Here is a 23,734-nt window from a genome sequence, read left to right as displayed (position 1 = left end):
CTCGCATCTTGCAGTCCTCTCAGGCAGCCATCGGCTGCGGCGTCATCCTGAGCGTGAGCGCGGCATCTGCTCCCGCAGGAAGCGTCACCGTGTAGGTGAAGGATGCCGACTCTCCCGCACCGAGGCTGAACGTGCCCGCCCACACATCGGTCCCGTAAAGCGAAAGCTCATCGTCCGACTCGGATGCTGCATCGCAGGAAAGCTTGGAGATTGCAGCACCTGCAGGGGCGGTGATAGCAAAGCCCATGAGTGTCGAGGGCTCCTCTGCCTCCTTGCCCGGAGCCGAAAGTGTCCGCTCTTCGTCTGTGTCTTCGGCACTGTTGGCAAGCTTCACGGTCACGTCGTAGGAGATGCTGCCATCGGATGCGACCACCGCATCGCCGATGGTTCCTTCGATCGAGATCGAGCTGCCGAGCCCCGTATCCGAGACATCGGAGAGGAAGAAGCCGGTCTCAGACGTCGAGGCATCCTCTGCAAAGGAGCCAGCCGCACCGATAGCATCGAGCACCTTCTCCTCATCGTCTTCTGCCATGTAGAAGAGCAGGCGTCCCTCGTCCACGCCGGCATTCAGGACCTTTGCGAGGCTGCCGTAGGACATCTCGTCCATGTTCGAGAGCACGGCATTGACCGCAAGGCTCGCGGTCTGCGCAAACGACGTATTGGCGGTGTCCTCATCATCAGGGGCAAGCAGCAGGGCTGCGAGATTTGTCCCGTCGATCTTCGTGCCATCGGATGCCGTGACGCCACTCGTAAGGCCAAGCATGCTCTGCAGGAACATCGGGTCGACCGCAATCACGCCGTCAATCTTCGTCTTGCCAGAAGCCTCTGCCGCCTGGATGAGGACCTGCGCGGCGCGGGAGAAGCTCGGAAGCGAGCCTGCGTCGTCTGCCGTGAAGCTGCCGTCATGCCCCATGAGGCCGAGAAGCGTCTGCTCGTCGTCGGTCAGCACATCATCTCTGACAAGCTCATCGGAGAGATCCTCGAAGCTCTCGAGCCTGATTGCTCCATTGTCTATGGTCATGACCGCAGCAGACGTCGCAGCGCCGCCGACCGAGCGGATGTCGGAAGTGTCCTCGACGACGAAGAGATAGGTCCTCTCCCCCTCTGCCCCGAACATGCCGGAGATCACCGGCGAGAGCTCCTCGGCACGTCCTGCAACAGCGCCAATCGTGTCGAGCCTCTCCTGTATGGCAGCAAGCGGTTCAGCAACCTCAGCGAAATCTGCCGTGCCGAGACTGTCGACCGTCTCCCGCGCGGCGGCAAGCGAAGGCGCAGCATCGGCCAGCGCGTCGCAGTAGGTCTTCAGGACCGAGGCATTGATTGCATGATCGGCAAAGGGCTGCTCGCCTGAGACAGCAGAAAGGCTCTCTGCGACCGGCTTCGCGACATTGTCCGTCAGGTCCTGGACCACATCGGCAAGCGTAGCCACACGCGACGCATCGTCTCCGATGACAGGAAGGTGCTCTGCGATCTTCCAGACCGGACTCTCGGTCTCCTGCTCCATCGAGGCGGCATAGCGCGCAAGGCTCTCGGCATTCCCGGAAAGCGAGGTGGTCGAGCCCGACTGCACCGACGACATGAAGTCAGATCCTGTCGCTGCCACAGCACGTGCAGAGGAGGCGACAGACTGGGCACTCTCATGGAACTCGTAGCCGAAGACACCTGCCGCTGCAATGAAGAGGACAAGAAGGAAGACGATCAGGTTTCGGATTGGGTGATGCTTCTTCGGCTCCGGCTCAGGCTCTGCCTTCAGCTGGACAGGTTCAGACTCTTCCTGCATCTCAGGCATGAGGTCGAAGGGATCGTCCCACGCATCTCCCGCCGCAGAATCCACGACATCGGCTATCTGCGTGAAGCCATCCTCGTCTTCTGGTTCAGCTTCGGGATACGCAGCGGCCTCTTCCCTCTTGGCGGGACGCTGAGGAGCCTTCTCTTCCTTGGTCTTTCTCTCTCTGCGCCGGCGCTTCGGCTCCTCTTCCTTGAAATGGCGTGCATGCTGCTTGTCTGTCATTGCTATCACTCCACCTGCCTGGCGCCTGCCAGGCGGACGATTCTGTCTTCAGCCTTTCCCGTGAGATCTTTCCTGTCTCTTCCTGCAGGACCTGCCGCTCCGGCAAAGCCGGGGGTTTCGTCTTGTGTGGGGCAGAGAGAGCTCTGCCATGCGATCTTGGGAAGGGATATCCATACGGGAAGGATTCATGCGCATGAATCATAGCGCCGAGAAAGGTCTTGACCTCGAGGATAGCCGAAATTCCTCAGCATCAGCCCATACATTCACACTACCGAAACGCGTCCTTGAAGGCATCTTCAGAAGTTCCTGTCGAGTTCACGCTCAGGGGTGTCGAGTTGAGACTTTTCCCTGTCGAGTTGGTCTTCCGTCCATGCCTTCGCCCAAAGAAGAAGGGCTCCCGGAATATTCCGGAAGCCCTTGAGACGCAGGTTTCCCTGCCGCTTATTTCTCAGGCAGGATCTCGATCCTCTGCCCGTCAGGATCGCAGATGAAGTAGAGTCCCATCGCGGGATTCTCCTTGTCGATGACGCCCATCTGGCGGTGAAGCTCGTGGTAGGCCTCGAAGTCATCGACCGCAAAGGCGATGTGGGTGTCCCTCCCGCCATTGTCGTAGGGCTCCGTGCGTCCCCTGTTCCAGGTAAGCTCGAGCTCGAAGGGCGCTGCGTCGTTTGCCATGAACGTGTTCGACCAGGAGCCGTCCTCGGGTCCCGATACCCTCACGACGTGGAAGCCGAGCGCCTTCTCATAGAACTTCTTCGTGGCTTCGAGATCGAGCACGTGGGTGCAGCGGTGGATGAAGCGTGCCTGCATGGTTTCCTCCTTGAAGTCCGGATCTGCTTCAAAGCGTAGCAGAGCGGAAGCTCGGCTCAGCAAAGCTCCATCTAGTGCGCTTCAGCCTTCTCCTCGCGTGCTGCGACCTCGTCGATCAAGATTGCGTCGCCGTGCTTCGCAAGGACCAGCGAGATGACCATAGCAAGACCCATGAGGGCGATGTAGAGGAAGAGCGTCCCAGGCGCCACATCCATAACGAGGCCAGAGAGGATAGGCGTTGCGACCTGCGCTGCCATGGACACCGTGTAGTAGTAGCCGGAATAGCGTCCGACGGAGCGGGCCGAGCAGAGCTCCAGGATCATGTTGAAGACGCAGAGGTCGACGCCGCCCAGGCCTGCACCCATAACAAGGAAGAGGGCATAGAAGGCAGGATGGAAGCCCGGCACAAGCCACAGAATCACGGGGCACACTGCCATGGCAGCGCCACAGAGGAGGCCGACCTTCTTCCTGCCGATACGAAGCGACAGGTTCGCCAGCGGCACATAGGTCGCAAGGGCACCGATGATCGTCACGATGTTGATGATCGCAAAGGAGCCTCCCTGCATTCCGTAGAATGTGTCGGCATACCTGCTGATGTTCGTGGTCATTGCGTTGTAGCTCATGTAGTAGAAGAAGTCTGCCGCAAGAAGCAGCACGAGCGAGCGGTGGATGTCAGGGTCTGTGATCTTGTCCTTGCCGCCCGCCTCAGGCGAGTCGTCCTTCTCGATCTCGTCTTCCTTGATGCCCATCTCGAGGCTCTTGGCATGCATCTCCTCGACGAGCTTCGGCTCCCTGACCTTGGCAAGATAGAGAAGAAGCGAGAGCAGGATCATCCCTGCCTGCACGAGGAAGAGCGGCAGATAGTCAGGATGCTCTGTCTTCGGCACCATGGCCGAGATGCAGACAAGCATGACGCCGGTGCCGGCATAGCCGACAAGCTTCTTGACGGAGTCGGTCTTCATGCGCAGGGGACGCGGCGTGATATCTGCCACGATTGCCACGGTCATGGTCCTATACATGCAGATCGCGACAAGCGTCAGGATGATGGCGGAGATCAGAAGGGCCAGGCTGCCGACATTGTTCGCAATTGCGATGAGCGGCGTTCCGATAACGGCCAGGATCGAGCCTGCAATGATGAAGGGCGTGCGGCGCCCGAGCTTCGAGGTGCAGCGGTCCGAGAGGATGCCGAAGAGCGGCAGAAGGAACAGCCCGAAGATGTTGTCTATTGCCATCACGAATCCAGTCACGGCATTCGAGAGGCCGAAGGTCTGCGTGAGCATCTTCGGAATGATGCCGTCAAAGACCTGCCAGAAGCTGATCATCCCCATGAATGGCAGGCTCGCGAATGCAACTGTCGCATAGTCGATCTTCGCTGCCTTCTTGCGCATATCCTTCTCGCTCATGCAAACCTCCTGCCAATGGATATCTTCTTGCTCTATGCCAGCTCCTCGAGGTGTCCCAGAAACGCCACATAGAAGCCAATGCCGCGTCTGAACACATCGACGCCGATGCGCTCATTCGCCGCATGAATGAGGGAGCGGGCTTCCTTCGAATAGATGAAGCCGGCAAAGCGGTAGACCCGCTTGCAGATGGCACAGAACTGGAGCGAATCGGTCGAGGAGTTCTGCACGTAGGGCGCAAAGCCTGCTTCGGGATAGACGCCTGCCACGCAGCGATGGATATAGTCGAAGGCGCGCTCATGCTCCCAGGGGCTGATGGGAGCCGGCTCTCCGTAGGGGCACTCCTCGCGGATCGAGACCTCGACCCTCGTGGGCGGCACACCCGATGCCTTGCATTCTGCTGCTGCAAGCATGCGTGCACGCTCGAGTGCATCGGAGATCGTCTCAAACGGGGCGACGCGCACATTGAGGTTCGCTTCGGCAACAGCCGGCAGCACGTTATGCGCTGCCGACCCCTTGAGCTGCGTCACGGCATACGTGGTCCGAAGCATTGCGGCCGTCTCCGGGCTCTTGCTCATGAGCTGCTCGACAAGAGGCTTCGTCGCCCAGAGGTTTGCAAACACAGCCGGATACGGCCCTCCTGCCCAGGCACCGATCTCTGAGAGCGTGCGTGCCACGACAGGAATCAGGCGCGGTTTGGGCGGGTTGTCCACGATGCGCGAAACGACACGGGAGAGCAGTGCCGCCGCATCGTTTCTGCCCGGCGTCGAGGCATGGCCGCCTTCGGCATACGCCTTCACCAGCAGGTCGACATGCCCCTTCTCGGAGACGCCGACCATAGCAATCGGGGTCGTGACGCCCAGGCCTGCATCTGTTGCAAGCGCCCCTCCCTCATCGAGCACCATATAGGGCGTGATGTTGTGCTCCTTGAGCCAGGCAACCGCATGCTTCGAGGTCGGCGCATTGATCTCCTCGCCATCCGAAGAGAAGAACCACACATCGCGTGGCGGCACATAGCCCTCACTGATCAGATATTCCATCGCTTCGAAGAGCGCACAGTCGATGCACTTCGTATCGAGCGTTCCCCTGCCCCAGATTTCACCATCAGAGATCTCTGCCGCAAAGGGATCATGCGTCCAGGCCTGCCCTTCTGTGGGCACGACATCCTGATGCGCCATAACGATGACAGGGTCGAGGGAAGCATCGCGTCCTGGCCAGCGGAGGAGGATGCCGAAATCATCGATGCGATGAAGCTCCGTTGCCGCAAGCGTCTTCGGATAGAGCCGCTCGAGCGTCGGGATCCAGCGCCTGAATGCCTCATCGTCGCGCACCGAGACATTGTCTCTCGAGACCGTAGGAATCCGGAGGAGCTCCTGGAAGCGCTCGACCGCATCCATCCCTGCCTCATAGCCATCCGCTCCGATCGGAGCACCTTTGGGCCTGGAAGGCTTGAGAAGTGCCGTCTTCACCGACGCCAAAGTTGCCACGCATGCCGCTGCTGCTCCGGCAGACACCAGAGCCGTCCGTTTCAAATCAGCCATGATATGAGCTCCCCCCGTAGGCCAGAAGGTCTTTTAGGGAGGAGCTTACCCGAAATGCGACTTGACATGAGCACAATCGCACACATTGTCTCTGTCTTGTTATCTCAGACCTGCCAGCGGCAGATGCTTCCTTCTACTGGATGCCCGGAATATGGGGAATCGTATCGAAGCCAGCCTGCAGCTCTTCGTCCGTGGGGATATGGTCCTCGAGCTCGCCCTTGTTGTACTTGTCATAAGCGACCATATCGAAGTAGCCGGTGCCGGTGAGGCCGAAGAGGATCGTCTTCGCCTCGCCCGTCTCTCGGCAGGCTTCTGCCTCGCGGATGGCCTGAAGGATTGCGTGCGAGCTCTCCGGTGCCGGCAGAATCGTCTCAAGCTTTGCAAACTTCTCTGCTGCAGCGAAGACATCAGTCTGCTTCACGGCGACAGCCTCCATACAGCCATCGTGCTTGAGCTTCGAGACGATTGGGCTCATGCCGTGATAGCGCAGGCCACCTGCATGGTCAGAGCTCGGGATGAAGCCATTGCCGAGCGTATACATCTTGCAGAGCGGGCAGGTCTGGCCCGTATCAGCGTAGTCATAGGCATAGACGCCGCGGGTAAGCGACGGGCAGCTTGCCGGCTCGACACCGATGAAGCGTGTATCAGGATGCACGCCTGTCAGCTTGTCGCGCATGAAGGGGGCGATGAGGCCAGCGAAGTTCGAGCCGCCACCGCAGCAGCCGATAACAATGTCAGGATATTCGCCGAGCTCACGGAGCGCCTCATAGGACTCGAGGCCGATGATCGACTGATGGAGCACGACCTGGTTGAGCACGCTGCCGAGCTGGTAGCGTCCCTTGTTGCCCGGCACGTTGAGCGCACGCTCGACCGCCTCGGAGATGGCGGTGCCGAGAGATCCCGTGCACGTCGGATCGGCGGCAAGGATCTTCCTGCCTGCCTCGGTCGTATCGGACGGCGACGGCGTGATTGTCGCGCCGAACGTCTGCATGACAGAACGGCGGAAGGGCTTCTGCTCATACGAGCACTTCACCATGAACACGTCGAGGTTGAGGCCGAAGTGCGCTGCTGCCTCGGAGAGCGCCGTGCCCCACTGGCCAGCGCCGGTCTCGGTCGTGATGTTCGTGATGCCCTGGGCATAGGCATAGTAGGCCTGGGCAAGGGCGGAGTTCAGCTTGTGCGAGCCGGACGTGTTGTTGCCTTCGAACTTGTAATAGATCTTCGCCGGGGTGTCGAGCGCGCGCTCGAGGTTGTAGGCACGACAGAGCGGGCTCGGCCGGTAGACCTTGTACATCTCCATGACAGGAGCTGGAATCTCGAAGTAGCGCGTCGTGTCATCGAGTTCCTGGCGGCAGAGCTCGTCCGCAAAGACTGGCTTGATATCGTCGACCGTCGCGACCTTGCCATTCGGCAGCCTCATCGGCTCGGGTGGTTCCGGCATATCGGCACGCAGGTTGTACCAGGCGGTCGGAATCTGGTCTTCCTTCAGATAGATGCGGTAAGGATCGGTCTTTGCTGCTTCTGCGCCCATCTTGTTCCTCTTTCTCTTCAGGGAATGCTGTGCGTCTGCATACAAAAAAGGGGCTCCCGGTACGTAACCGAGAGCCCCAGATGTGTATGAAGACAAGGCCGTCGTCACGCCGGAAGTTTCGAAGTCCTTGTACGCCACCATGCACCCAGCACGCGCTGAGCGCTCAGAACTGCATTGTCGGTGGCTGCGAACATGGACTGCATCCTTCCTGTGGACGATAAGACGAGCATACGGAGATTCTGTTTCGGCCATATTACGGCTCGCCCGCTTTTTCCTTCAGCTTTTGTGCAGAGTCCTCAGCGCCCTGTTCGAATCTCCGTAACAGATGGCTGACAGATGGCTTTCTCTGCGCTTATCGGAGCTGCCTAGCATAGGCTGCAATCCGCTTCTTGTCCGGGAGGCCATGATGGGAGACATCTCGTTTCAGGAATACAGCCTCTACGCCGCCTGCGTCCTCGGCCTCATGCTCGCCGTGGAGTGTCTTGCCCTTTGGGTCGGGGGTGCCTTTGCCGCCTTCTGGCAGGTCATCCTCCCCATCGTGACGGCCGGCTTCTTCGCGCTTGCCTGCTATGTCGCACACAGGGCAAGGAAATCCTGAGCCTTGCCGCTCCACACAAGAGAGAGGAGACCCGAAGGCCTCCTCCTCTTCCCTTCCTATAAGCAAGCTCGCTTACGAGAGCTGGCTTGGCGAATAATAGTCCGACCCGATCGAGAAGCCCTGAATCTCGGGTTTCACAGAGACGGCCGCATCGGCCTTCGTGCTGTCGAGATAGCCTTCGAACTGTACGGTCTCTCCCGGAGCCCAGCTTGTCGCATTGGCATAGGTCTCGCCGATGCGCATGCCCGATGCATCGTAGATGCCGAGGACAAGAGACACATTGCTGTAGTCGTTCTCCGTCGTGTTCTGGATCTTTGCAACGTACTTCCAGGTGCCGTATCCCGATGTGTCGACCTTCTCGAAGTCTGCTCCGTCAAGCATTGCCTGCATGGCTTCGATCTGGACTTCCTGAGGATTCTTGACGGTCTGGTCGATGGAGTCGGCATCGAGTCCCGGAATCGAAATCTTTGCACCGAGCGCAGATGTATAGCTCACCTGGCCCTTGCAGTGCCCATAGACGCCGATATACTGCCCCTCCGTCAGATGCGCACCGTCGAGGATATCGGGATCGTAGGCAACGAAGACGATATCGTCGTAGCCGTTCGTGGCAGTCGCGACGCGCAGATCCGTCTCAGAGTCGCCTTCGATGACCTGCACGATCTTACCCTTCGCATAGAGCTTCTTGCCCTTGTAGGAGTCGGGATTCTGCGCGACTGCCGCGTAGTCCATGCTCTCATAGGTGCTCGGATCGAAGGGTTCGTCCGATTTCTTCTTGCTGCCGCCGAAGGCGCCGACAAGAGCGATGAGGACGACGAGGACGATTGCGGCAATGAGGACGACGCGTCCCCTCCTGTGCTTCTTCTCAGGCTTTCCCTCCTCAGGCTCTGCGGGCGCTGGCGCCTTGTCTTCATCCTTCTCCATAGCTGCTCCTTCCTCTCCGCGGACGCTATTCTTGCGTCTGCGCATCCTTGCGTGCGTCGGTGATGAAGAGTCCTGCCCTGACCTGCTTCCAGGAATCTGCGGTCGGGTCGACCGAAAGCACTCGGCACTCGATAACATCGCCGTGCCCGAAGCGCAGGAGCTGGGCTGCGAGCGCATTCTCGTCAGCCGGGATATAGCCGAGCTTCGTCTTCTTGCGCCAGATTGCCACGGCGTTGTGGTCGTAGGCATTGTCGGGCTCTGCCACAAGGCGGAGCTTCTTTCCCGGCTTCAGGTCGGAGACGACGAGAGCGCCATCCCAATAGCGCATGCCAGCCACGAAGAAATCTGCAAGATGCCTTGAATCCTCTGCCATATCTGCCCCTTTCAGCTTCCGTTCTCAAAGCTTATGGTATCCATCGTCCTTCCTTTATCTGTCCCAGTTATGGGACAGTACCGTTTATGGGACAGGTGGAGATTGTGGGGCTCGCCGAGCCTATCATGGGGTCCGAACAGCAAAGGAGGACACGTGGCCAAGACCGGAAACGAGAAGCTCAAGATCCTCTATCTCTGGAAGATCTTCCAGGAGGAGACCGACCCTGAGCATGGACTCACGATGGCAGAGCTCATCGAGAAGCTCAAGGCGTATGGCATAGAGGCAGAGCGCAAGAGCATCTATCGCGACATCCAGGCACTCCGCGATTTCGATATCGCAATCGCGACCTATGGCACGCATCCTCCGCGCTACGCTCTGGCACATCCCGACTTCACGCTCGGCGAGCTCATGCTTATGGTCGATGCAATCGAATCCTGCCGTGCCATCACGGAGCGGCAGGCCAGAAACCTCGTTGCAAGCATCAAGACGCTTGCAAACAGCTATGAGCAGGAGAAGCTCGACAGACGGATCCACGTCGTGGGACGCATCAAGTCGCAGAACAGGAGCGTCTTTGGAAACATCGACCAGATCCATGAAGCGCTGAGAGAGAGGCGGCAGATCTCGTTTCCCTATTTCCACCTCGATGCGACAGGCACACCGAGAGCTGTCCACAACGGCAAGCGCTATGTCGTGACGCCGCTCGATATCGTCTACGACGAGGGCTTCTACTATCTGAGCGCCTGGGAGGAAGCACGGCAGGATATCGCAGAGTTCAGATGCGACCGCATGGGCCCCGTACGGATCGAGTATGCCCCTGCAGATGAGAACGAGACGATAGCCTCCTGGCACTATGCAGAAAGTGCCTATGAGGCATTCGGACGCTTCAAGGGAAGGAAGGCAGACGCCTTGCTTGCCGTACGTGATGGCAAGACCGAGATCGTGCGCGACCGCTTCGGGACATCGGCCACATTCGAGCCGGCAGGAGATGGCTGGGTCCTGGCCCATGCGAAGGTCTTCGAATCAGACCAGTTCTTCGGCTGGATAGCCGGCATGGGCGGCATGGTGAAGATTGCAGGACCGTCCTGGCTCAGAGAGGATTGGCGTGCCTTCCTCGAGAGGCTTCTTGCCGAGACAGAAGAAGAGGGAGGAAGCGCACCTGCTTCCTCCCTCCGATGAAGGTATGCGGGCCTCCTTCCCCAAAAGGCCCGGGGGATGGTCTAGATCTCCTGCGCCTGCTGGCGGAGCATCCAGAGATTCTTCGAGAGCTCGGCCAGGATATCGTCCATAGCGGCGCTCACGACCGTGCGTCCGGACTCATCTGCGAGCGACTTCACGGTAGCAGCATCGCTCTGGAGAAGCTCGAAGTCAGCCTTCACGATCGAGAAAGCTTCCTCGCTCGATAGCGGCTCGGAGGGACGCTCTTCGACCTTCGAAAGCGCAAGGGTCTCCTTGAGGGAGGCAACAGGACGTCCGCCTTCCTGGAGGATGAGCTCTGCTACCTCGTCGATGTGCGGGAGCACGCCGTCATAGAGCTCTTCGAGCGTTGCGTGCACCTGGAAGAAATCCTTGCCCGTGATGTACCAGTGGGCATTCTGGAGCTTGTGGTAGTCGACCGTAAGATCTGCGAGGAGCTGGTTGAGAGCGTCGATGTTCTTGGTGGTTGCCATATCAGTTCCTTTCTTTTGTTAGTACTTGTTTTTGTTAGTGACAATATACCCAGCAACCAGTTTTCATTAATGAGATTTGCTCTTAGTTTTTTCTTCACAGTTTCTTTATATTGATACTATCTATCATTAATAAAGGAGAACCATTCATCTTCAGCTTCCCTGATCTCTTCCTTGCACTCTCCCATCTGCTCGCTATAGTAATTACTGACATATGTCAGTAATAGGAGGCTTCATGGCAGGAAGGCCAGAAAAGCGCAGGAAGGTGCAGCTCGTACCCGAATATACGGGATTCGCACCCATAGGAGTGCCCGCATGCTGCTGCTGGAAAATCGAGCTTGCAGCAGATGAGCTCGAAGTCCTGAGAATCCTCGACTACGAAGGCAGAAGCCAGAAGGAAGCAGCTGCCTCGCTCGGCGTCTCGCGTGCGACCATCGCGAGCATTGCCGCTTCGGCACACCGGAAGGTGGCAGATGCCCTCGTGAACGGCAAGACGATCGAAGTCGTCCGCGGCGCTGCCAACTTCGAAGGCGAGCCAGAAGCCTCCTGGACAGGGAAGGAAGGAAACATCATGCGTATCGCTGCAACCTATTCCGGCGGAGAGATCTTCCCCCACTTCGGAAGGGCCGAGCAGTTCAAGCTCTACGATATCGAGAACGGCGAGGTGAAGCGCTCCGAGGTCGTCAGCTCGAACGGTGTGAGCCACGGCGCGCTTGCTGGCCTTCTTGCACAGGGCGGCGTCGATGTACTGATCTGCGGCGGCATCGGCGGAGGCGCGCTCGCGGCACTTGCTTCGCAGGGCATCCGCGTCGTGCCGGGCGCTTCAGGCTCTGCAGATGAGGCCGTCAAGGCCTTCCTCGCAGGCACGCTCACACCTTCGGCGGCACCGACCTGCGGTGCCCATCATCATGAAGGCGGCCACTGCGGCGCGGGCGGCCACTGCTGCCACTAAGAGTGCATATATATCTGCCAGGAGGGCGCGGGTCCTTGTGGACGCGCGCCCTCCTTCTCGCTTACGCAACGATTGGATGCTCGGCATCTGCGAGCGCAAACGTCGCCGTGCAGCCGAAGATGTCTTCGAGCTCCTTCTTGAGGTCTCCGCAGGCGGACTCTACCTGGCCGAGATTCCTGTCCGTGAAGCCATCTATCGGGAAGGCGACAGAGGTCGTCTCGGGCACGATCTTTCCGTTCTCGCTCTGCCGCCAGGTCCAGCGCCTCGTGTGCACGAGATTGCCGACAGCGTAGACGAGCTCGCCTGGCTCGAGCGTCGGATCGGGCGCATCCTCTCCGAGCGCGATGAAGACATCATCCGGACGCGAGAAGCGAAGCTCGAGATGCTCGTCAGGCGTCTCGAGCGCATGGGCGCCCAACGGCACCCCATAGCCGATCGAGATGGCATTGCCGAGGTCGACAACAGGATTCACGCGCCAGAGCGCCTTGCCCTTCACGATGCGGCGCAGCAGCGCAATGTTCGATGAAGGATAGCGCGAGGGACTCATGGCGAGGGCATGGAAGGCCTCCCGATAGGGCTGGACTCTCGGGTCTTCTGATGCATTCATGCCAGAAAGACGCTCTCGTGCTTCATCCACCGCTTTGTCGAGCACGCCGTCGACTGCCGGATAGTCTTTCGTATTGTCGATGTTATGGGCTACGACAAGGCCGACGCAGAGCGTCGGCAGCACATCGAAGACATCCTTGTCGATGGAAAACATGCCTGCCTCCTTGCTTGCCATATGCTGTGGAGTATAGAAGCAGGGATTTCCATCAGGCAGAACCTTCTTCAAGATGCAAAGAAGGAGACAGCTCCTAGCGGAGGCGCTCCGCAAGGGCTACGATGCGGGCAAGCCTCCTTCCGGCACGCCTCAGAGCATCCGGCGTCTTCTCGATGCATTCTTCGAGGGTCGATGGCGCCATCACGCAGGAAAGCACGATATCGATGCCAGCCTCGTGCACCGCCTCGATATCATCTGCGCAGGAGCCGACGATGGCAGCTACCGGCACGCCGTAGCGCGCAGCACGCCGGGCAATGCCGACAGGAGCCTTTCCCTTGGCGGTCTGTGCATCCATGCGCCCTTCGCCGGTGACGACGAGATCGGCCTCGCCGAGGTGCTCGTCGAAGGAGAGCGCATCGAGCACGGCATCGATTCCCGACCTGATCTTCGCTGCGCAGAAGGCGGCAAGGCCAGCGCCGAGGCCGCCTGCTGCCCCCGCACCAGGAAGACAGGATATGTCACTGCCTACTGCCTTGCTGACAAGCTCCCCATAGCGCTCGAGCGTCCGGTCAAGCTCGGAGAGGCGTGCGGCAGGAAGGCCCTTCTGCGGCCCGTAGACGAAGACGGCGCCATCCGGTCCGGCAAGAGGATTCTGCACATCGGAAAGCGCCTCGAACGTGCAGGCGGCAAGACGCGGATCTATCCCGGAAAGGTCGACCTCCGCAAGTTCTTCGAGCCCTGCAATGCCGGAACCTATGGACTGGCCTGCACTGTCGAGGAAGCGCACCCCGAGGGCCTCAGCCATGCCCGCTCCCCCGTCGGTCGTGGCACTCCCTCCGAGGCCGACAAGGATATGCCGGCATCCCTCGTCGAGCGCATCACGGATGAGCTCGCCTGTGCCGTACGTGGAGGCACGAAGCGCTTCATCTTCCGCCTGATGCGTGAGCGTGATGCCGGAAGCGGCCGCACATTCGATGAGGGCAGAGCCGTCTTCGAGCACGGCATAGGATGCCTCTGCCATATCCCCGAGAGGACCATGCACGAGCCTTGTGCGGAGCGTCCCCTTTCCTGCCGCCACCAGCGCTGCAACCGTCCCTTCCCCGCCATCGGCTACCGGATAGGAATAGATTGTGGCATCCGGCAGAAGCGACCAGATGCCTTCTGCGATAGAGCTCTCGACCTCCTGGCTTGTGGCAGAGCCCTTGTAGGAATCGGATGCAAGGATGAAGGTATGTGCGCCCATGGCAGCCTCCTGGAATCGACTGGACACTATCGTAGCGCTCAGGTCCTCCAATCTTCCCTCGCCTGTCTGCAGGAGCAAGCCTTATGCTTCTTGCAGGAGGCGCAGCTCATGGGAACACACCGCGGATACGACCCGAAGGACAGAAGGACCTTCTCGCCTGAGAATGTCAGACGCCTCAGGAAGGCGCATGAGGAGCTCGGCTATCTTCTCGATCATGGCTATCCGAGAGACACCGCTGCCGCCTTCGTCGGCAACCGCTACCAGTTCCAGGAGCGCCAGCGCCTTGCTCTCCTGCGTGCGACTGCAGGGAAGCGTGCCGCTGCAGCACGCCAGAAGAAGCTCCGCGCGCTTTCTTGCTGCGCAGACGAAGTGCTCCTCATCGATGGCTTCAATGTGCTGATCCCTCTCGAAGTCGCCCTCACAGGAGGACCCGTGATCCTGGCAGACGATGGCTCTGTCAGAGACCTTGCCGGCCTCTCGGGCACCTGGCGCCCGATTCCTGCAACGGAGCAGGCCCTCTCGCTCGTCGCGCAGGCACTCGCTGCAGCACCTCTTGCCGAAGCGCACATCCTCCTCGATGAGCCAGTCTCGAACTCAGGAAAGCTCGCAGGGCTTTATGAGGAGGCACTCAAGAATCTCCCCTATCCGGTCTCCATCACGCTTGACCGTACCTGCGACAGAACGCTCGGCAAAGCTCGGTGCGCAGCCTCGAACGATTCCCATGTGATAGACGAAGCTTTGTCCTGGGTCTCGCTCGACCGAGATCTCCTGCGCCTCTGCCCCGATGCCTGGCTCCTCGACTTCTCGTGACAGAAGAAGGGCTCCCTTCCTGCGAAGAGAGCCCTTCCGAATGGCTTTTCCGCAGACCTGTGCCTACTTCTCCCCCGCCATGGAGATTGTGTCTGTCATGTTGTCGATGACCTCAGTGGCTGCCGTCTCGCTTGCCTTCTGCCACGTGAACTCGAGTGCAAGGATGCGCTCTGAGTCGACATACTCGCGGATGTAGTAGCCTTCCGATCCCTTCCAGTAGCTCACGACGAACCAGTTGTTCAGGGTCGAGACGTGGGCATATGTGAGGTTCGTCACGTCCATGGCCTCATCCGAGAGCTGGTCCAGGGTTGCGCCCTGCGTATTGGGCTTCACCCAGGCATTGATCTGGACACCGTCCGTCTCATCCGTGAGATCGAGGCCATAGCCGTCAGAGGAGACAGCCGCGGTCATGCCGGTCGGAAGCGTCACGGAGAAGCCGTAGTTCTCCATCGTCAGAAGCCCCGTATCGGAGTTGTAGGAGACCTCGTCGGATGCTGTGACCGGAGACGTCGCTGCCGGCTCGGGTACAGCGGCTTCCGTATCGGTCGCGACGGCCTCGGTCGTCTCTGTATCGGCGGTGGTCTCAGCTGCCTGCATGTTCTGATAGATCAGATAGCCCGCAGCCGCGACGGCGCAGATGAGGCAGATAGCGACAATGATGGGGCCCTTGGAGCGGCGGCGCTCTGCGACATAGACGCCACCCGAAAGCGCGCTCTCCGCACGGCGGGCATGCTCTTCCAAGCTCTGCCCCTCCTCCGGCCTGAAGGCCGAAGAGCTGCGCTGAGACGCTGCGCCGGAGACCTCGCTCACTGCCTCCGTGTAGCTCTCATCCTGCATGCGGGATTCATACACGGAGCGGGAGACCGTCTGCGCGAACGGATGCGACTGCTGGGCTTCGGCACGGGCGTGGCGGCGGCGCTTCACGCTGTTGCGGTAGTCGGACGTGTCATGCGAATTCACGGGCACCTTGAGAAGCGGCGTTGCACCAGCAGATGGAGAGATTGTCTGGAACGGCTCAGGATGCGCCGCTGCAGGAGCATTCCTCTGCACGATGCGCTCCGGCTCAGGCATCCTCTGCTCGGTACGCTCCGGCGCTGCCGGCACCTCGGGTACACCAGGAACCTCCGGCACATCGGAAGCTTCGGGGACCTCAGACACCGCAGGCTGCTTCGGCAGGAAATCGGAGATGTCCGGTTCCGGCTCTGCGACAGGCGTTCCCTCGATAGGGATGGCAGGAGGCATGTCAGCAGGAGGCTCGTCGATGCGGGGAAGCTGGGCCAGCTCCTTTTCGGCTGCGGCAGAGTCTCTGTGCGCAGCAAACGCACCGGGGCGCACCATGGTCTTGTCTATCTCGGGCACCTGCTCTGGGCTGGGTGAAGAAGATGCGCCAGCTGCCCCCTCAGGCATGAGCTGGGTCTCTCCTGCACCAGCGGCAGGCTCTGCCGTACCGGCAGGAGCATCGACAGGAGGCACGCTCCCTGCAATCTCTGCTGCGCGCGTATTTGCCTCGGTACCTGGAGCCTGTGCCTTGGCCGGCTCAGCTGCAGGAGCGCCATCCTGCTGAGGCTCAGCAAGGCGTGCTCCGCACTGCGCACAGAACGCACTGTTGTCCGGTATCACGGATCCGCAGTGAGGGCAAATCATGAGTCATTCCTCCTCGTTTCGTCTGCCGGGCAGGCAGACCAGAGCGCAGGCATGGAACCATTGCGCCCTCTCATATCCTAGACCCTTGCCCGCATACGGACCCTGCGTCCAGAAAACCTACGCAAGCAGAGGGAAGCAGGCAACCGGCGTATAGATCACAGGCGACCCCTCTGGATGGTGGCTCCACATGAGCGCGACCTCTGCATGGTGTGCACAGAGAGGATGGAGCTTCCCCGACAGGTCTGCAAGAATCTTATCGATATCCTCGCCTTGCTGCGCTGCCGCTCCGCGAACAAGCGTCACGTGGGGCACAAACGGCCTGTCGTCGAAGGGAACGTCCTGCTCCTTGAGCTCTGCAGCGATTCTGGCCTGCAGTTCCCGAAGCCCCGACTCCTCAGCCACTCCTCGCCATATCACAGAAGATCGCCGGTGCGAGAAGGACCCAAGGTCTCCAAGAGTCTCTGAAACTGGTCCCGCTGCCTCTGCAGCTGCCGCCCCTGCAAGCCTTGCCGCCTCCTCGGTCCTGGCATCACACATGCCGAGGAAGGCAAGCGTCAGATGGAGGTTCTCTCTGAGTGCAGGCGTGCCGCGCCCCATCCTTGCAGCAGCGGCACAGGCTATTCCTTCAAGCTCGTCTCTTTCCGCATCTGTGAAGCGCAGCGCCAGAAAGAGGCGGCGTGGCGCACCCTGCTCCTCAAGCATCATGCCTCCAAGGCCTCCTTATGCAGCATCCGCTGACGTATCGGTTCCGGACGTGGTCCAGGACACCTTGACCGCATAGCCGTCGCGGCTTGTGCCCGAAAGGATCGAGGAGACGACAGATTTCACAATCTTCTCTGCATGCGTACGTGCCTTGTCGAGCGTGCCGTTCGTCTTGGCCTCCTCTTCCTCCTTGTCCTCTTCAGACGAGAGGAAGCTCGAGACATCCGAGACCTGGATCTGGTTGATCGGATTGAACGTCTGGTCGTAGGCCTCGATCGTCGAGGGATCGATCGAGCAGCTCAGGATCTCGACATCCGGAAGCGTCACGGTCACGGTCTTCGTGCTGTCGTCGACCGCGACATCGGCTGCCTCGATATCAGAGATGCCTGCCTTCACGGTGCCTTCGTAGGTTGCGACAAAGGAGCTGCCCGTGAATGGAATCGAGATGCCGAGGACCTTGAGGTCGTCTTCGGTATACTTGCCGACATTCGCGAAGCTGTACTCTTCTGTGGAGAGCTCCGAGATGTCCGAGAGCGAATTCTTGATCGTCGTCGAGGCGACGGATGACGGCTGCGCTGTCTGGAAATTCGAGAACGCTGCCACAAGCACGATAGCAAGGACTGCACCGGCAAGCGCTGCCAGGACCAGAGGACGCCAGCCCTTCGTGCGAGATGTCTTCGGGTCTTTCCCATTCTTCTTGAAAAGATGCATGATCCTCCTTCTTGAGTTCCATAGATTGAGGTCGTACCCCATTCGGGGAGGCCCCTCATGCCTCCAGAAAACCTGCAGCCACTTTCCAGCTTCTCTCTATAGGCACTTCACGGAATCGACAGCTCCCTTCAGAGAATCCTCAGAAAACTGTCCCTCTTCCTGCGCCATGCTTCATGAAGCAGCTTTCCCAGACCGAAAGGGGCCTCCATGCTCCACGACTGCCACGTCCACTCCAGCTACTCTCCCGAGTCCGACTATCCGATGGAGCAGGCCACGATCGATGCAATCAGGCTCAACCTCGATGGCATATGCTTCACAGAGCGGGTCGACTACGGCGTGAAGCCTGACTGGGACCACCCAGAAGGTGCCCGCTTCGAGAACGGACGCCCCCTCACGAACTGTGCCTATCCTGCCTACTTCGCAGAGCTCGAAGAGATGCGCGAGCGCTATGGCAAGGTGCTCTGGTGCGGTCGTGGCCTCGAGTTCGGCATCCAGAAAGAGACCATCCCTGCCTATGAGAAGCTCTTCGGCGAGTGGCAGGACCACCTCGATATGGTCCTTCTCTCCGTGCATGAGATCGGCAACCTCGAGTTCTGGACGAACGAGTATCAGGAAGGCAAGACGCAGCTCGAATTCACGCGCGGCTACTATGAGGCCGTGCTCGGCTGCATCGAGCATTTCGATTCCTGGTCCGTGCTTGCGCACCTCGACCTCATCCGTTATCACGACTACTCAGGCGAAGGCCCGCTTCCGTTCGAGAGCACAGAGGATATCGTGGCTGCCATCCTCGAGAAGACGATCGAGGGCGGCCATGGACTCGAGATAAACACTTCAGCCCTGTGCCACGGCGAGAAGGCGCCCATGCCGTCAAGAGACATCCTCACGCTCTACCGCGACCTCGGCGGCACGATCCTCACGTTCGGATCGGGCTGCATCCGCCAGGGCCAGCTCGGCGCCTACCTGAAGGTCGCCGAGGACATGGCACGCTCGCTCGGCTTCTCCTCGTTCTGCACGTTCGAGAACCTCGAGCCGCACCATCACATCCTGTAGCAGATGCTCGCTGCAAGAAAGGCGGAAGCGATGAGGAGAGAGAAGACGGCACAGGCAGGATGCCCCAGGACGTCCCATGGGGCAGGGCACACCCTGGCCGGCCTCTCGCGCGAAGAGATCGACGCCGCACTCGAAGAGCCGCCTCGAGCGCCCGAGCCTCTCGGGACCGCAGCATCAGCATCGCTTTCCGGCATCGGCAAGCAGGACCTCGACGCGGATATGGACTATTGAGAGTACGAGGCCGCCCGGACAAAGACGAGATGCCCTCCGAGAGACAGCGTAGGCGCGAAGCGGTAGCCACGCTCGGCAAAGTGCACGAGCTCTGACGCATCCTCTATGCCTTCTTCGGCACACCAGCGCACGAAGCAGCCCCGCGCTGCCTTGACCTCAGGCGCTGCCTCGGCGAGCTTGCCATCCCGCTTCCGTGGTGCCATGAACTCGCACGAGAGGACAGCCACGCCCTCCGGCACATGCGGGAGCACGGCGCGCGCATACTCATGCGAGGCGCACAGCACGAAGGTCTCCCCTCCTCGCTCCTCTGCAAGAGATGCTGCGATCTTTCCTCCCCAGAAGCTGTAGAGATCCTTGCCTCCGCCCACGGCGAGCTTCGATCCCATCTCGAGCCTGTACGGGACGATTCCGTCATTCGGTGCCACCACCCCATAGAGCCCCGAGAGAATCCGGAGATGCCGGTCGAGCCACAGGAGCTCCTTCTCTGTCATGACAGAAGGCGCCAGATGCCGGTACTGGATGCCGACATATGCCATGACAGCAGGGGTGCGCACGCCGTAGCTAAGCTCTTCCGGCAGGTGCTCCGTGATCTCCCAGGCACGCTCCGTAAGCGTGTCGCTCGTGCGCCACACTTTCTGGGCGCCCTGCTTTCCCAGAGAGCAGAGAGCGCCGGCAAGCTCCTCTGCCTCGGCCAGGAAGCGCGGCTCCTGGAGCCTGAGCGAGAATCCGTCGTCTCGCTGCATCTGCTTGGCGGGAGATATGAGAAAGAGCACGGAGACCTCCTTCGTTTCGGTGCTTGTCCCCTTCAGTCTATACTGGGAGCTCCTCCAGCTCACAAGAGAAGGGATGCATCGTGTTCAATGTCGTGCTCGTCGAGCCCGAGATTCCTGCCAATACCGGAAACATAGGCCGTACCTGCGTCCTTGCTGGCGCCCGTCTCCACCTGGTCGGCCCTCTCGGCTTCTCCCTCGATGCGCATGCCCTGAAGCGTGCAGGCCTCGCCTACTGGCAGAGCCTCGATATCGTGACCTACCCCGGCTGGAAAAGCTTCGTCGAGGCAAATCCTGCAGTGCGGGCTGCCCTTGTCCGCAATACGGAAGAGAGCTCGGAGGCGTCCGATATCCACGTGCATCTGCTCACGAAGGCAGGAAAGAGAAGCATCGGCGAGAGCATCTACCACGACGGCGACTATCTCGTCTTCGGAAAGGAGAGCGCAGGCCTTTCCCGCGAGCTCATCTCAGCCCATCCTGCCCTGGCTGAACGCATCCCGATGAAGACCGATATGGTGCTTGCAAATGCCGAGAGCTGGCATGAGCGCTTCGACGCCCTCCACCCCGAACTCGAGCGCGACGCCTGCGGCAACTTCGTCGACCCGAGAGCCTCGGTCGTGACGTCGCTCAATCTCTCGAATGCCTGCGCCATCGTGCTCTTCGAAGCGCTTCGGCAGTGCGGCTATCCCGGCCTCAGCTAGACGCTGAGTGCTCCGGAGGACATCCCCCGGAGCACCAGACATTCAGATGAGCCTGCCGAAGCGGGCGATGTAGCGCCTGCGCTGCAGCAGCACTGAGACCGCATAGCCGAGCGCCAGTGCCGGCAGGAGCGCAATGAAGCTTGCCGGAAGCGCTGCAAAGCCCAGAGAGGCACCGATGGCAGTCTCGGGAATCAGGAGCGACAGAAGAGCGGCACCTGCGCTGAGACCTGCAAGGCGCACGTCTGCACGCGACTCCACGAAAGGCTTCTTCTCCGTCCTTGCCAGATGGACGAAGAGCATCTGCGTGACCATCGACTCCGCAAACCATGCCGCCTGGAATGTCCCGGCAAAGAGCAGACGGGCAGCAGCATCTCCAGCCAATGCCTCCCAGCTCCCTCCTGCCACAGCAGGACAGATCCAGAAGAAGAGGGCCACAAAGGTCAGGATATCGAAGGCAGAGCTCACGGGGCCGAAGAGACGCATGAAGCCCGAGACGGCGCCCGACTGCCACTTCACAGGCCGTGCCAGCGCTTCCTCGTCCACGCGGTCCCACGGCAGGGCGCAGGATGCGCAGTCATTGATGAAGTTGAGAAGCAGGAGCTGCACGGCGGTCATGGGCAGGAAGGGCAGGCAGATGCTTGCCACGAGCACGGAGAAGATGTTGCCGAAGTTCGAGCTCGCACACATCTTCACATACTTGTTCATGTTGACAGACGTGCGCCTGCCGCTCACGATGCCCTCTTCGAGCACGGCAAGATCCTTCTTCGTGAGGATGATGTCTGCTGCCTCCTTCGAGACATCGGCTGCCGTGTCGACCGAGATGCCGCAGTCGCTTGCCCGCATCGCACCGGCATCGTTCACGCCGTCGCCCATGAAGGCAACGACATGGCCTGCACGCCTCAGCGCCGAGACGACACGCACCTTCTGGTCAGGCGTGAGCTTTGCAAAGATCGTCGTCTCCTCTGCGCGGCGCTCGAGCTCTTCGTCCGAAAGCGTCTGGATCTTCGCCCCTTCGAGCACATGATCGGTGGGGATGCCGATTGTCTGCGCCACGGTCACGGCGACACCCAGAGCATCGCCGGTAAGCACCTTGGTTGCCACGCCGTGTGCAGTGAGCGCCTCGATGGCAGAAGCGGCGCTCCTCTTGGGAGGATCCAGGAAGGCAAGATAGCCGACAAGCTTCATGTCGCACTCGTCTTCTGCCGTGAAGGCACCCACATGCCCTGTGCACTCCTTCACTGCCACAGCAAGGACACGCATGCCGCGCCGCCCCAGATCTGCCACCTTGCGCTCGATGAGGCTGCGCACCTCAGGAGTCAGCAGCGTAGCCACGCCTCCGAGCTCAGCTTCCGTGCAGGTCGCGAGCACTTCCTCGACAGCCCCCTTCTCGACCATAAGGAGCGTGCCATCATCTGCACGTACGATGACCGAGACACGCCTGCGGCTGAAGTCGAAGGGCAGCTCGTCTGCATGCTGCCAGGCATCCGCGAGCCTGTCCGCATCGAGAGCGCCTGTGCGCTTCGTCTCGAGCGCCGCACGCTCGATGATGGCAGAATCCATCAGGTTCTTGACGCCGGTGCCGAAGAAGCTGTTGAGGTAGGCATAGCCCAGGACCCGTGCATCCTCCTTGCCATCCAGATCGAGATGGCGCTCGAGTATCACATGGTCCTCCGTAAGCGTGCCGGTCTTGTCTGTACAGAGCACATCGACCGCACCGAGGTTCTGCACCGCATCGAGCCTCTTCACGATGACCTCATGCTCGGCCAGGTCGCGTGCGCCCTTTGCAAGGCAGGTCGTGACGATCATCGGCAGCATCTCAGGCGTAAGGCCCACCGCCACGGAGAGCGCAAACAGGAGCGCCTGGAGCCAGTCGCCCTTCGTAAGGCCGCAGATAGCAAAGACCAGAGGCGCCATAACAAGCATGAAGCGCAGAAGCAGCCTGCTCGTGTCGGCGATGCCCTCGTCGTAGGCCGTCTTCGTGCGCCCCTCGTCGAGTCCTCTTGCCATGCTTCCGATCAGCGTATGGGAGCCCGTCGCGAAGACGACCGCCTTGCCGCTTCCGGAAACGACGGAGGAGCCCATGAAGACGATATCGGAAAGATCGGCCACGGGCACCGTCTCATCTGCCGCAGCAGGTCCAGCCACACGCTCCACAGGGAGGCTCTCGCCCGTGAGCGAGGACATGCCGACAAAGAGATCGCGGGCAGATATCAGGCAGGCATCTGCCGGCACGATGTCTCCTGCCTGAAGATGCACGATATCTCCTGCGACAATCTCGGAGAGCGGCAGCGCGATGACGCCCTCCCCTGCCCGCTCGACCGAGCAGAACGTCTCGATGGAGCTTGCCAGGGCATCTGCCGCCACGCTGCTCTTGCCCTCCTGGACAAAGCGCAGGATGCCGGAGACCAAGATCATGCCGCAGATGATGAGGAGGGACAGCGGATTCCTGTCTTCAGGCGCGGCAAAGAGCACATCTCCCGCAAGGGTCACGAGCGCAAGAAGTGCGAGCACACCGGTGAAGGGATCGGCAAAGGCCTTGAGGAAGCGGAGCCACTCTGGGTCGCGCTTCTTGTGGCTGAGCTCGTTTGCGCCATATGAGGCGCGCGCCAGCTCGACCTCATCAGGCTCGAGCCCTCCTGGCCGTGTGTTGAATTCCTCGAAGAGCTCCTCGGTGCCAGAAGCGGCAATCTGGCGCACCCAGGAGACGGGATAGGCCTCTGCCTTGGAGGCACGCTTGGAGGACAGATGCTTCAGATTCTTGATGGTGAACATATATGGTCCGCCAATCCCGGGGACCAGCCGGAAGCAAGCATGCTCATCTTCCGGGCTGCATCAGCTCCAGAGGAGCCCTGCAGCGATGCCCCGCTCCCCGATGTGCGGGCATCCCATTCTCAGTTCAGTTCGTTTTCCGGATGGAGAAGAGCCGTCGCTCATAGGAAGCACCTCCCAGAAGTTGGGGCACAGGGCCAAAGGATCGATGCACGCCTCACGCATGTGGTGATAAACCGTATCATGGGACCTTGCCGCACCACGGAAGGCCCATATCTTCCTTGTACCCGGAAAGCGCCCTGTCCGCAGTGTCTGCAGCACTGCCAGCACCAGCTGCCTGTTTCTATCTGTCTCTCTGCTTTCACGTTATCTAAGTCTTATTGACTAAAATTTTCTTCTTTCTAGTGTATAAAACTATCTTAGCCGGCAATATATATAAGCGAAACCCGAGGAGGTCCAGAAGGGCCTCCGGAACACTTGAAGGAGTGGTAACGATGGCAGGAATGGTTCCCTATAGCGACTACGAGAAGGCTCTCCGCAGG

Annotated in this window: 22 protein-coding genes; 7 read left to right on the top strand and 15 right to left on the bottom strand. The window is 60.3% G+C overall.

Features of this window, described 5'->3' with window-relative positions; translation table 11 throughout:
• Window positions 1–19: 19 nt before the first annotated feature.
• The 5 genes from VXJ24_RS06660 to VXJ24_RS06640 form a co-directional block, all read right to left on the bottom strand.
• The gene (locus VXJ24_RS06660; protein ID WP_330972146.1) at window positions 20–2,011 is read right to left on the bottom strand and encodes a DUF4012 domain-containing protein; all 1,992 of its coding nucleotides are present in this window, start codon (window positions 2,009–2,011) and stop codon (window positions 20–22) included.
• A 441-nt stretch (window positions 2,012–2,452) separates the two neighbouring features.
• The gene (locus VXJ24_RS06655; protein ID WP_330972145.1) at window positions 2,453–2,821 is read right to left on the bottom strand and encodes a VOC family protein; all 369 of its coding nucleotides are present in this window, start codon (window positions 2,819–2,821) and stop codon (window positions 2,453–2,455) included.
• 71 nt (window positions 2,822–2,892) lie between these two features.
• A complete protein-coding gene (locus VXJ24_RS06650) occupies window positions 2,893–4,224 on the bottom strand; it encodes an MFS transporter (protein ID WP_330972144.1) in 1,332 nt (443 codons plus the stop codon).
• A 32-nt stretch (window positions 4,225–4,256) separates the two neighbouring features.
• Complete coding sequence (locus tag VXJ24_RS06645) at window positions 4,257–5,762, bottom strand: M20/M25/M40 family metallo-hydrolase (RefSeq protein ID WP_330972143.1); 1,506 nt, start codon at window positions 5,760–5,762, stop codon at window positions 4,257–4,259.
• A 133-nt stretch (window positions 5,763–5,895) separates the two neighbouring features.
• Window positions 5,896–7,293, bottom strand: a complete 1,398-nt coding sequence (locus VXJ24_RS06640) for a TrpB-like pyridoxal phosphate-dependent enzyme (RefSeq protein WP_330972142.1) — start codon at window positions 7,291–7,293, stop codon at window positions 5,896–5,898.
• Between the two features lie 406 nt (window positions 7,294–7,699).
• Here VXJ24_RS06640 and VXJ24_RS06635 point away from each other — a divergent pair, with 406 nt between their 5' ends.
• The gene (locus VXJ24_RS06635) at window positions 7,700–7,891 is read left to right on the top strand and encodes a hypothetical protein (protein WP_330972141.1); all 192 of its coding nucleotides are present in this window, start codon (window positions 7,700–7,702) and stop codon (window positions 7,889–7,891) included.
• 72 nt (window positions 7,892–7,963) lie between these two features.
• Here VXJ24_RS06635 and VXJ24_RS06630 read toward each other — a convergent pair whose 3' ends face one another.
• On the bottom strand, window positions 7,964–8,812 hold the full coding sequence (locus VXJ24_RS06630) for an FxLYD domain-containing protein (RefSeq protein WP_330972140.1): 849 nt from the start codon (window positions 8,810–8,812) through the stop codon (window positions 7,964–7,966).
• A 25-nt stretch (window positions 8,813–8,837) separates the two neighbouring features.
• On the bottom strand, window positions 8,838–9,185 hold the full coding sequence (locus tag VXJ24_RS06625; RefSeq protein WP_330972139.1) for an HIRAN domain-containing protein: 348 nt from the start codon (window positions 9,183–9,185) through the stop codon (window positions 8,838–8,840).
• Between the two features lie 153 nt (window positions 9,186–9,338).
• On the opposite strand from VXJ24_RS06625, the gene VXJ24_RS06620 reads away from it, so the two are divergent.
• The gene (locus VXJ24_RS06620; RefSeq protein ID WP_330972138.1) at window positions 9,339–10,361 is read left to right on the top strand and encodes a helix-turn-helix transcriptional regulator; all 1,023 of its coding nucleotides are present in this window, start codon (window positions 9,339–9,341) and stop codon (window positions 10,359–10,361) included.
• 41 nt (window positions 10,362–10,402) lie between these two features.
• Here the strand turns inward: VXJ24_RS06620 and VXJ24_RS06615 are convergent, their stop codons facing one another.
• Entirely contained in the window at window positions 10,403–10,852 is a 450-nt protein-coding gene (locus tag VXJ24_RS06615; RefSeq protein WP_330972137.1) for a Dps family protein, read from the bottom strand.
• A gap of 232 nt (window positions 10,853–11,084) precedes the next feature.
• Between VXJ24_RS06615 and VXJ24_RS06610 the strand changes: the two genes are divergently transcribed.
• Window positions 11,085–11,801 (top strand): NifB/NifX family molybdenum-iron cluster-binding protein, encoded by a 717-nt coding sequence (locus VXJ24_RS06610; RefSeq protein WP_330972136.1) that lies wholly within the window; start codon window positions 11,085–11,087, stop codon window positions 11,799–11,801.
• Between the two features lie 61 nt (window positions 11,802–11,862).
• On the opposite strand, the gene VXJ24_RS06605 is transcribed toward VXJ24_RS06610, so the two are convergent.
• Both VXJ24_RS06605 and VXJ24_RS06600 read right to left on the bottom strand, forming a co-directional pair.
• Window positions 11,863–12,561: a B3/B4 domain-containing protein gene (locus VXJ24_RS06605; protein WP_330972135.1), complete on the bottom strand. Its 699-nt coding sequence runs from the start codon at window positions 12,559–12,561 to the stop codon at window positions 11,863–11,865.
• 94 nt (window positions 12,562–12,655) lie between these two features.
• Window positions 12,656–13,804 (bottom strand): glycerate kinase family protein, encoded by a 1,149-nt coding sequence (locus VXJ24_RS06600; RefSeq protein ID WP_330972134.1) that lies wholly within the window; start codon window positions 13,802–13,804, stop codon window positions 12,656–12,658.
• Window positions 13,805–13,912: 108 nt separating this feature from the next.
• Between VXJ24_RS06600 and VXJ24_RS06595 the strand changes: the two genes are divergently transcribed.
• Window positions 13,913–14,614 carry a DUF434 domain-containing protein gene (locus tag VXJ24_RS06595; RefSeq protein WP_330972133.1) on the top strand — a complete coding sequence of 234 codons (702 nt, stop codon included), beginning with the start codon at window positions 13,913–13,915 and terminating at the stop codon, window positions 14,612–14,614.
• Between the two features lie 63 nt (window positions 14,615–14,677).
• On the opposite strand, the gene VXJ24_RS06590 is transcribed toward VXJ24_RS06595, so the two are convergent.
• From VXJ24_RS06590 to VXJ24_RS06580, 3 genes are all read right to left on the bottom strand, one after another.
• Complete coding sequence (locus VXJ24_RS06590; protein WP_330972132.1) at window positions 14,678–16,258, bottom strand: zinc-ribbon domain-containing protein; 1,581 nt, start codon at window positions 16,256–16,258, stop codon at window positions 14,678–14,680.
• A 117-nt stretch (window positions 16,259–16,375) separates the two neighbouring features.
• A complete protein-coding gene (thpR, locus tag VXJ24_RS06585) occupies window positions 16,376–16,963 on the bottom strand; it encodes an RNA 2',3'-cyclic phosphodiesterase (protein WP_330972131.1) in 588 nt (195 codons plus the stop codon).
• Between the two features lie 15 nt (window positions 16,964–16,978).
• Window positions 16,979–17,671, bottom strand: a complete 693-nt coding sequence (locus VXJ24_RS06580) for a DUF4230 domain-containing protein (protein ID WP_330972130.1) — start codon at window positions 17,669–17,671, stop codon at window positions 16,979–16,981.
• A 207-nt stretch (window positions 17,672–17,878) separates the two neighbouring features.
• Between VXJ24_RS06580 and VXJ24_RS06575 the strand changes: the two genes are divergently transcribed.
• Together VXJ24_RS06575 and VXJ24_RS06570 are read left to right on the top strand one after the other, a co-directional pair.
• Window positions 17,879–18,721, top strand: a complete 843-nt coding sequence (locus VXJ24_RS06575) for a histidinol-phosphatase HisJ family protein (protein ID WP_330972129.1) — start codon at window positions 17,879–17,881, stop codon at window positions 18,719–18,721.
• A gap of 30 nt (window positions 18,722–18,751) precedes the next feature.
• Window positions 18,752–18,952, top strand: coding sequence for a hypothetical protein (locus VXJ24_RS06570; protein WP_330972128.1), 201 nt, complete (start codon window positions 18,752–18,754; stop codon window positions 18,950–18,952).
• On the opposite strand, the gene VXJ24_RS06565 is transcribed toward VXJ24_RS06570, so the two are convergent.
• On the bottom strand, window positions 18,946–19,725 hold the full coding sequence (locus tag VXJ24_RS06565) for a YaaA family protein (protein WP_330972127.1): 780 nt from the start codon (window positions 19,723–19,725) through the stop codon (window positions 18,946–18,948). The two genes, VXJ24_RS06570 and VXJ24_RS06565, sit on opposite strands and share 7 nt — an antisense overlap.
• A gap of 80 nt (window positions 19,726–19,805) precedes the next feature.
• On the opposite strand from VXJ24_RS06565, the gene VXJ24_RS06560 reads away from it, so the two are divergent.
• Entirely contained in the window at window positions 19,806–20,423 is a 618-nt protein-coding gene (locus VXJ24_RS06560; RefSeq protein WP_330972126.1) for a tRNA (cytidine(34)-2'-O)-methyltransferase, read from the top strand.
• A 42-nt stretch (window positions 20,424–20,465) separates the two neighbouring features.
• On the opposite strand, the gene mgtA is transcribed toward VXJ24_RS06560, so the two are convergent.
• A complete protein-coding gene (gene mgtA, locus VXJ24_RS06555; protein WP_330972125.1) occupies window positions 20,466–23,195 on the bottom strand; it encodes a magnesium-translocating P-type ATPase in 2,730 nt (909 codons plus the stop codon).
• Window positions 23,196–23,734 lie beyond the last annotated feature (539 nt).

The sequence above is a fragment of the Olsenella kribbiana genome (assembly GCF_036408795.1).
GTDB lineage: Bacteria > Actinomycetota > Coriobacteriia > Coriobacteriales > Atopobiaceae > Olsenella_L > Olsenella_L kribbiana.
This window is presented reverse-complemented; position numbering and strand designations above follow the sequence as displayed.

Excerpts from the sequence above, each read along its gene's own strand:
- VXJ24_RS06660 (WP_330972146.1), bottom strand. The coding sequence starts at position 2,011 with ATGACAGACAAGCAGCATGCACGCCATTTCAAGGAAGAGGAGCCGAAG.
- VXJ24_RS06655 (WP_330972145.1), bottom strand. The coding sequence starts at position 2,821 with ATGCAGGCACGCTTCATCCACCGCTGCACCCACGTGCTCGATCTCGAA.
- VXJ24_RS06650 (WP_330972144.1), bottom strand. The coding sequence starts at position 4,224 with ATGAGCGAGAAGGATATGCGCAAGAAGGCAGCGAAGATCGACTATGCG.
- VXJ24_RS06645 (WP_330972143.1), bottom strand. The coding sequence starts at position 5,762 with ATGGCTGATTTGAAACGGACGGCTCTGGTGTCTGCCGGAGCAGCAGCG.
- VXJ24_RS06640 (WP_330972142.1), bottom strand. The coding sequence starts at position 7,293 with ATGGGCGCAGAAGCAGCAAAGACCGATCCTTACCGCATCTATCTGAAG.
- VXJ24_RS06635 (WP_330972141.1), top strand. The coding sequence starts at position 7,700 with ATGGGAGACATCTCGTTTCAGGAATACAGCCTCTACGCCGCCTGCGTC.
- VXJ24_RS06630 (WP_330972140.1), bottom strand. The coding sequence starts at position 8,812 with ATGGAGAAGGATGAAGACAAGGCGCCAGCGCCCGCAGAGCCTGAGGAG.
- VXJ24_RS06625 (WP_330972139.1), bottom strand. The coding sequence starts at position 9,185 with ATGGCAGAGGATTCAAGGCATCTTGCAGATTTCTTCGTGGCTGGCATG.
- VXJ24_RS06615 (WP_330972137.1), bottom strand. The coding sequence starts at position 10,852 with ATGGCAACCACCAAGAACATCGACGCTCTCAACCAGCTCCTCGCAGAT.
- VXJ24_RS06610 (WP_330972136.1), top strand. The coding sequence starts at position 11,085 with ATGGCAGGAAGGCCAGAAAAGCGCAGGAAGGTGCAGCTCGTACCCGAA.
- VXJ24_RS06605 (WP_330972135.1), bottom strand. The coding sequence starts at position 12,561 with ATGTTTTCCATCGACAAGGATGTCTTCGATGTGCTGCCGACGCTCTGC.
- VXJ24_RS06600 (WP_330972134.1), bottom strand. The coding sequence starts at position 13,804 with ATGGGCGCACATACCTTCATCCTTGCATCCGATTCCTACAAGGGCTCT.
- VXJ24_RS06595 (WP_330972133.1), top strand. The coding sequence starts at position 13,913 with ATGGGAACACACCGCGGATACGACCCGAAGGACAGAAGGACCTTCTCG.
- VXJ24_RS06590 (WP_330972132.1), bottom strand. The coding sequence starts at position 16,258 with ATGATTTGCCCTCACTGCGGATCCGTGATACCGGACAACAGTGCGTTC.
- thpR (WP_330972131.1), bottom strand. The coding sequence starts at position 16,963 with ATGATGCTTGAGGAGCAGGGTGCGCCACGCCGCCTCTTTCTGGCGCTG.
- VXJ24_RS06580 (WP_330972130.1), bottom strand. The coding sequence starts at position 17,671 with ATGCATCTTTTCAAGAAGAATGGGAAAGACCCGAAGACATCTCGCACG.
- VXJ24_RS06575 (WP_330972129.1), top strand. The coding sequence starts at position 17,879 with ATGCTCCACGACTGCCACGTCCACTCCAGCTACTCTCCCGAGTCCGAC.
- VXJ24_RS06570 (WP_330972128.1), top strand. The coding sequence starts at position 18,752 with ATGAGGAGAGAGAAGACGGCACAGGCAGGATGCCCCAGGACGTCCCAT.
- mgtA (WP_330972125.1), bottom strand. The coding sequence starts at position 23,195 with ATGTTCACCATCAAGAATCTGAAGCATCTGTCCTCCAAGCGTGCCTCC.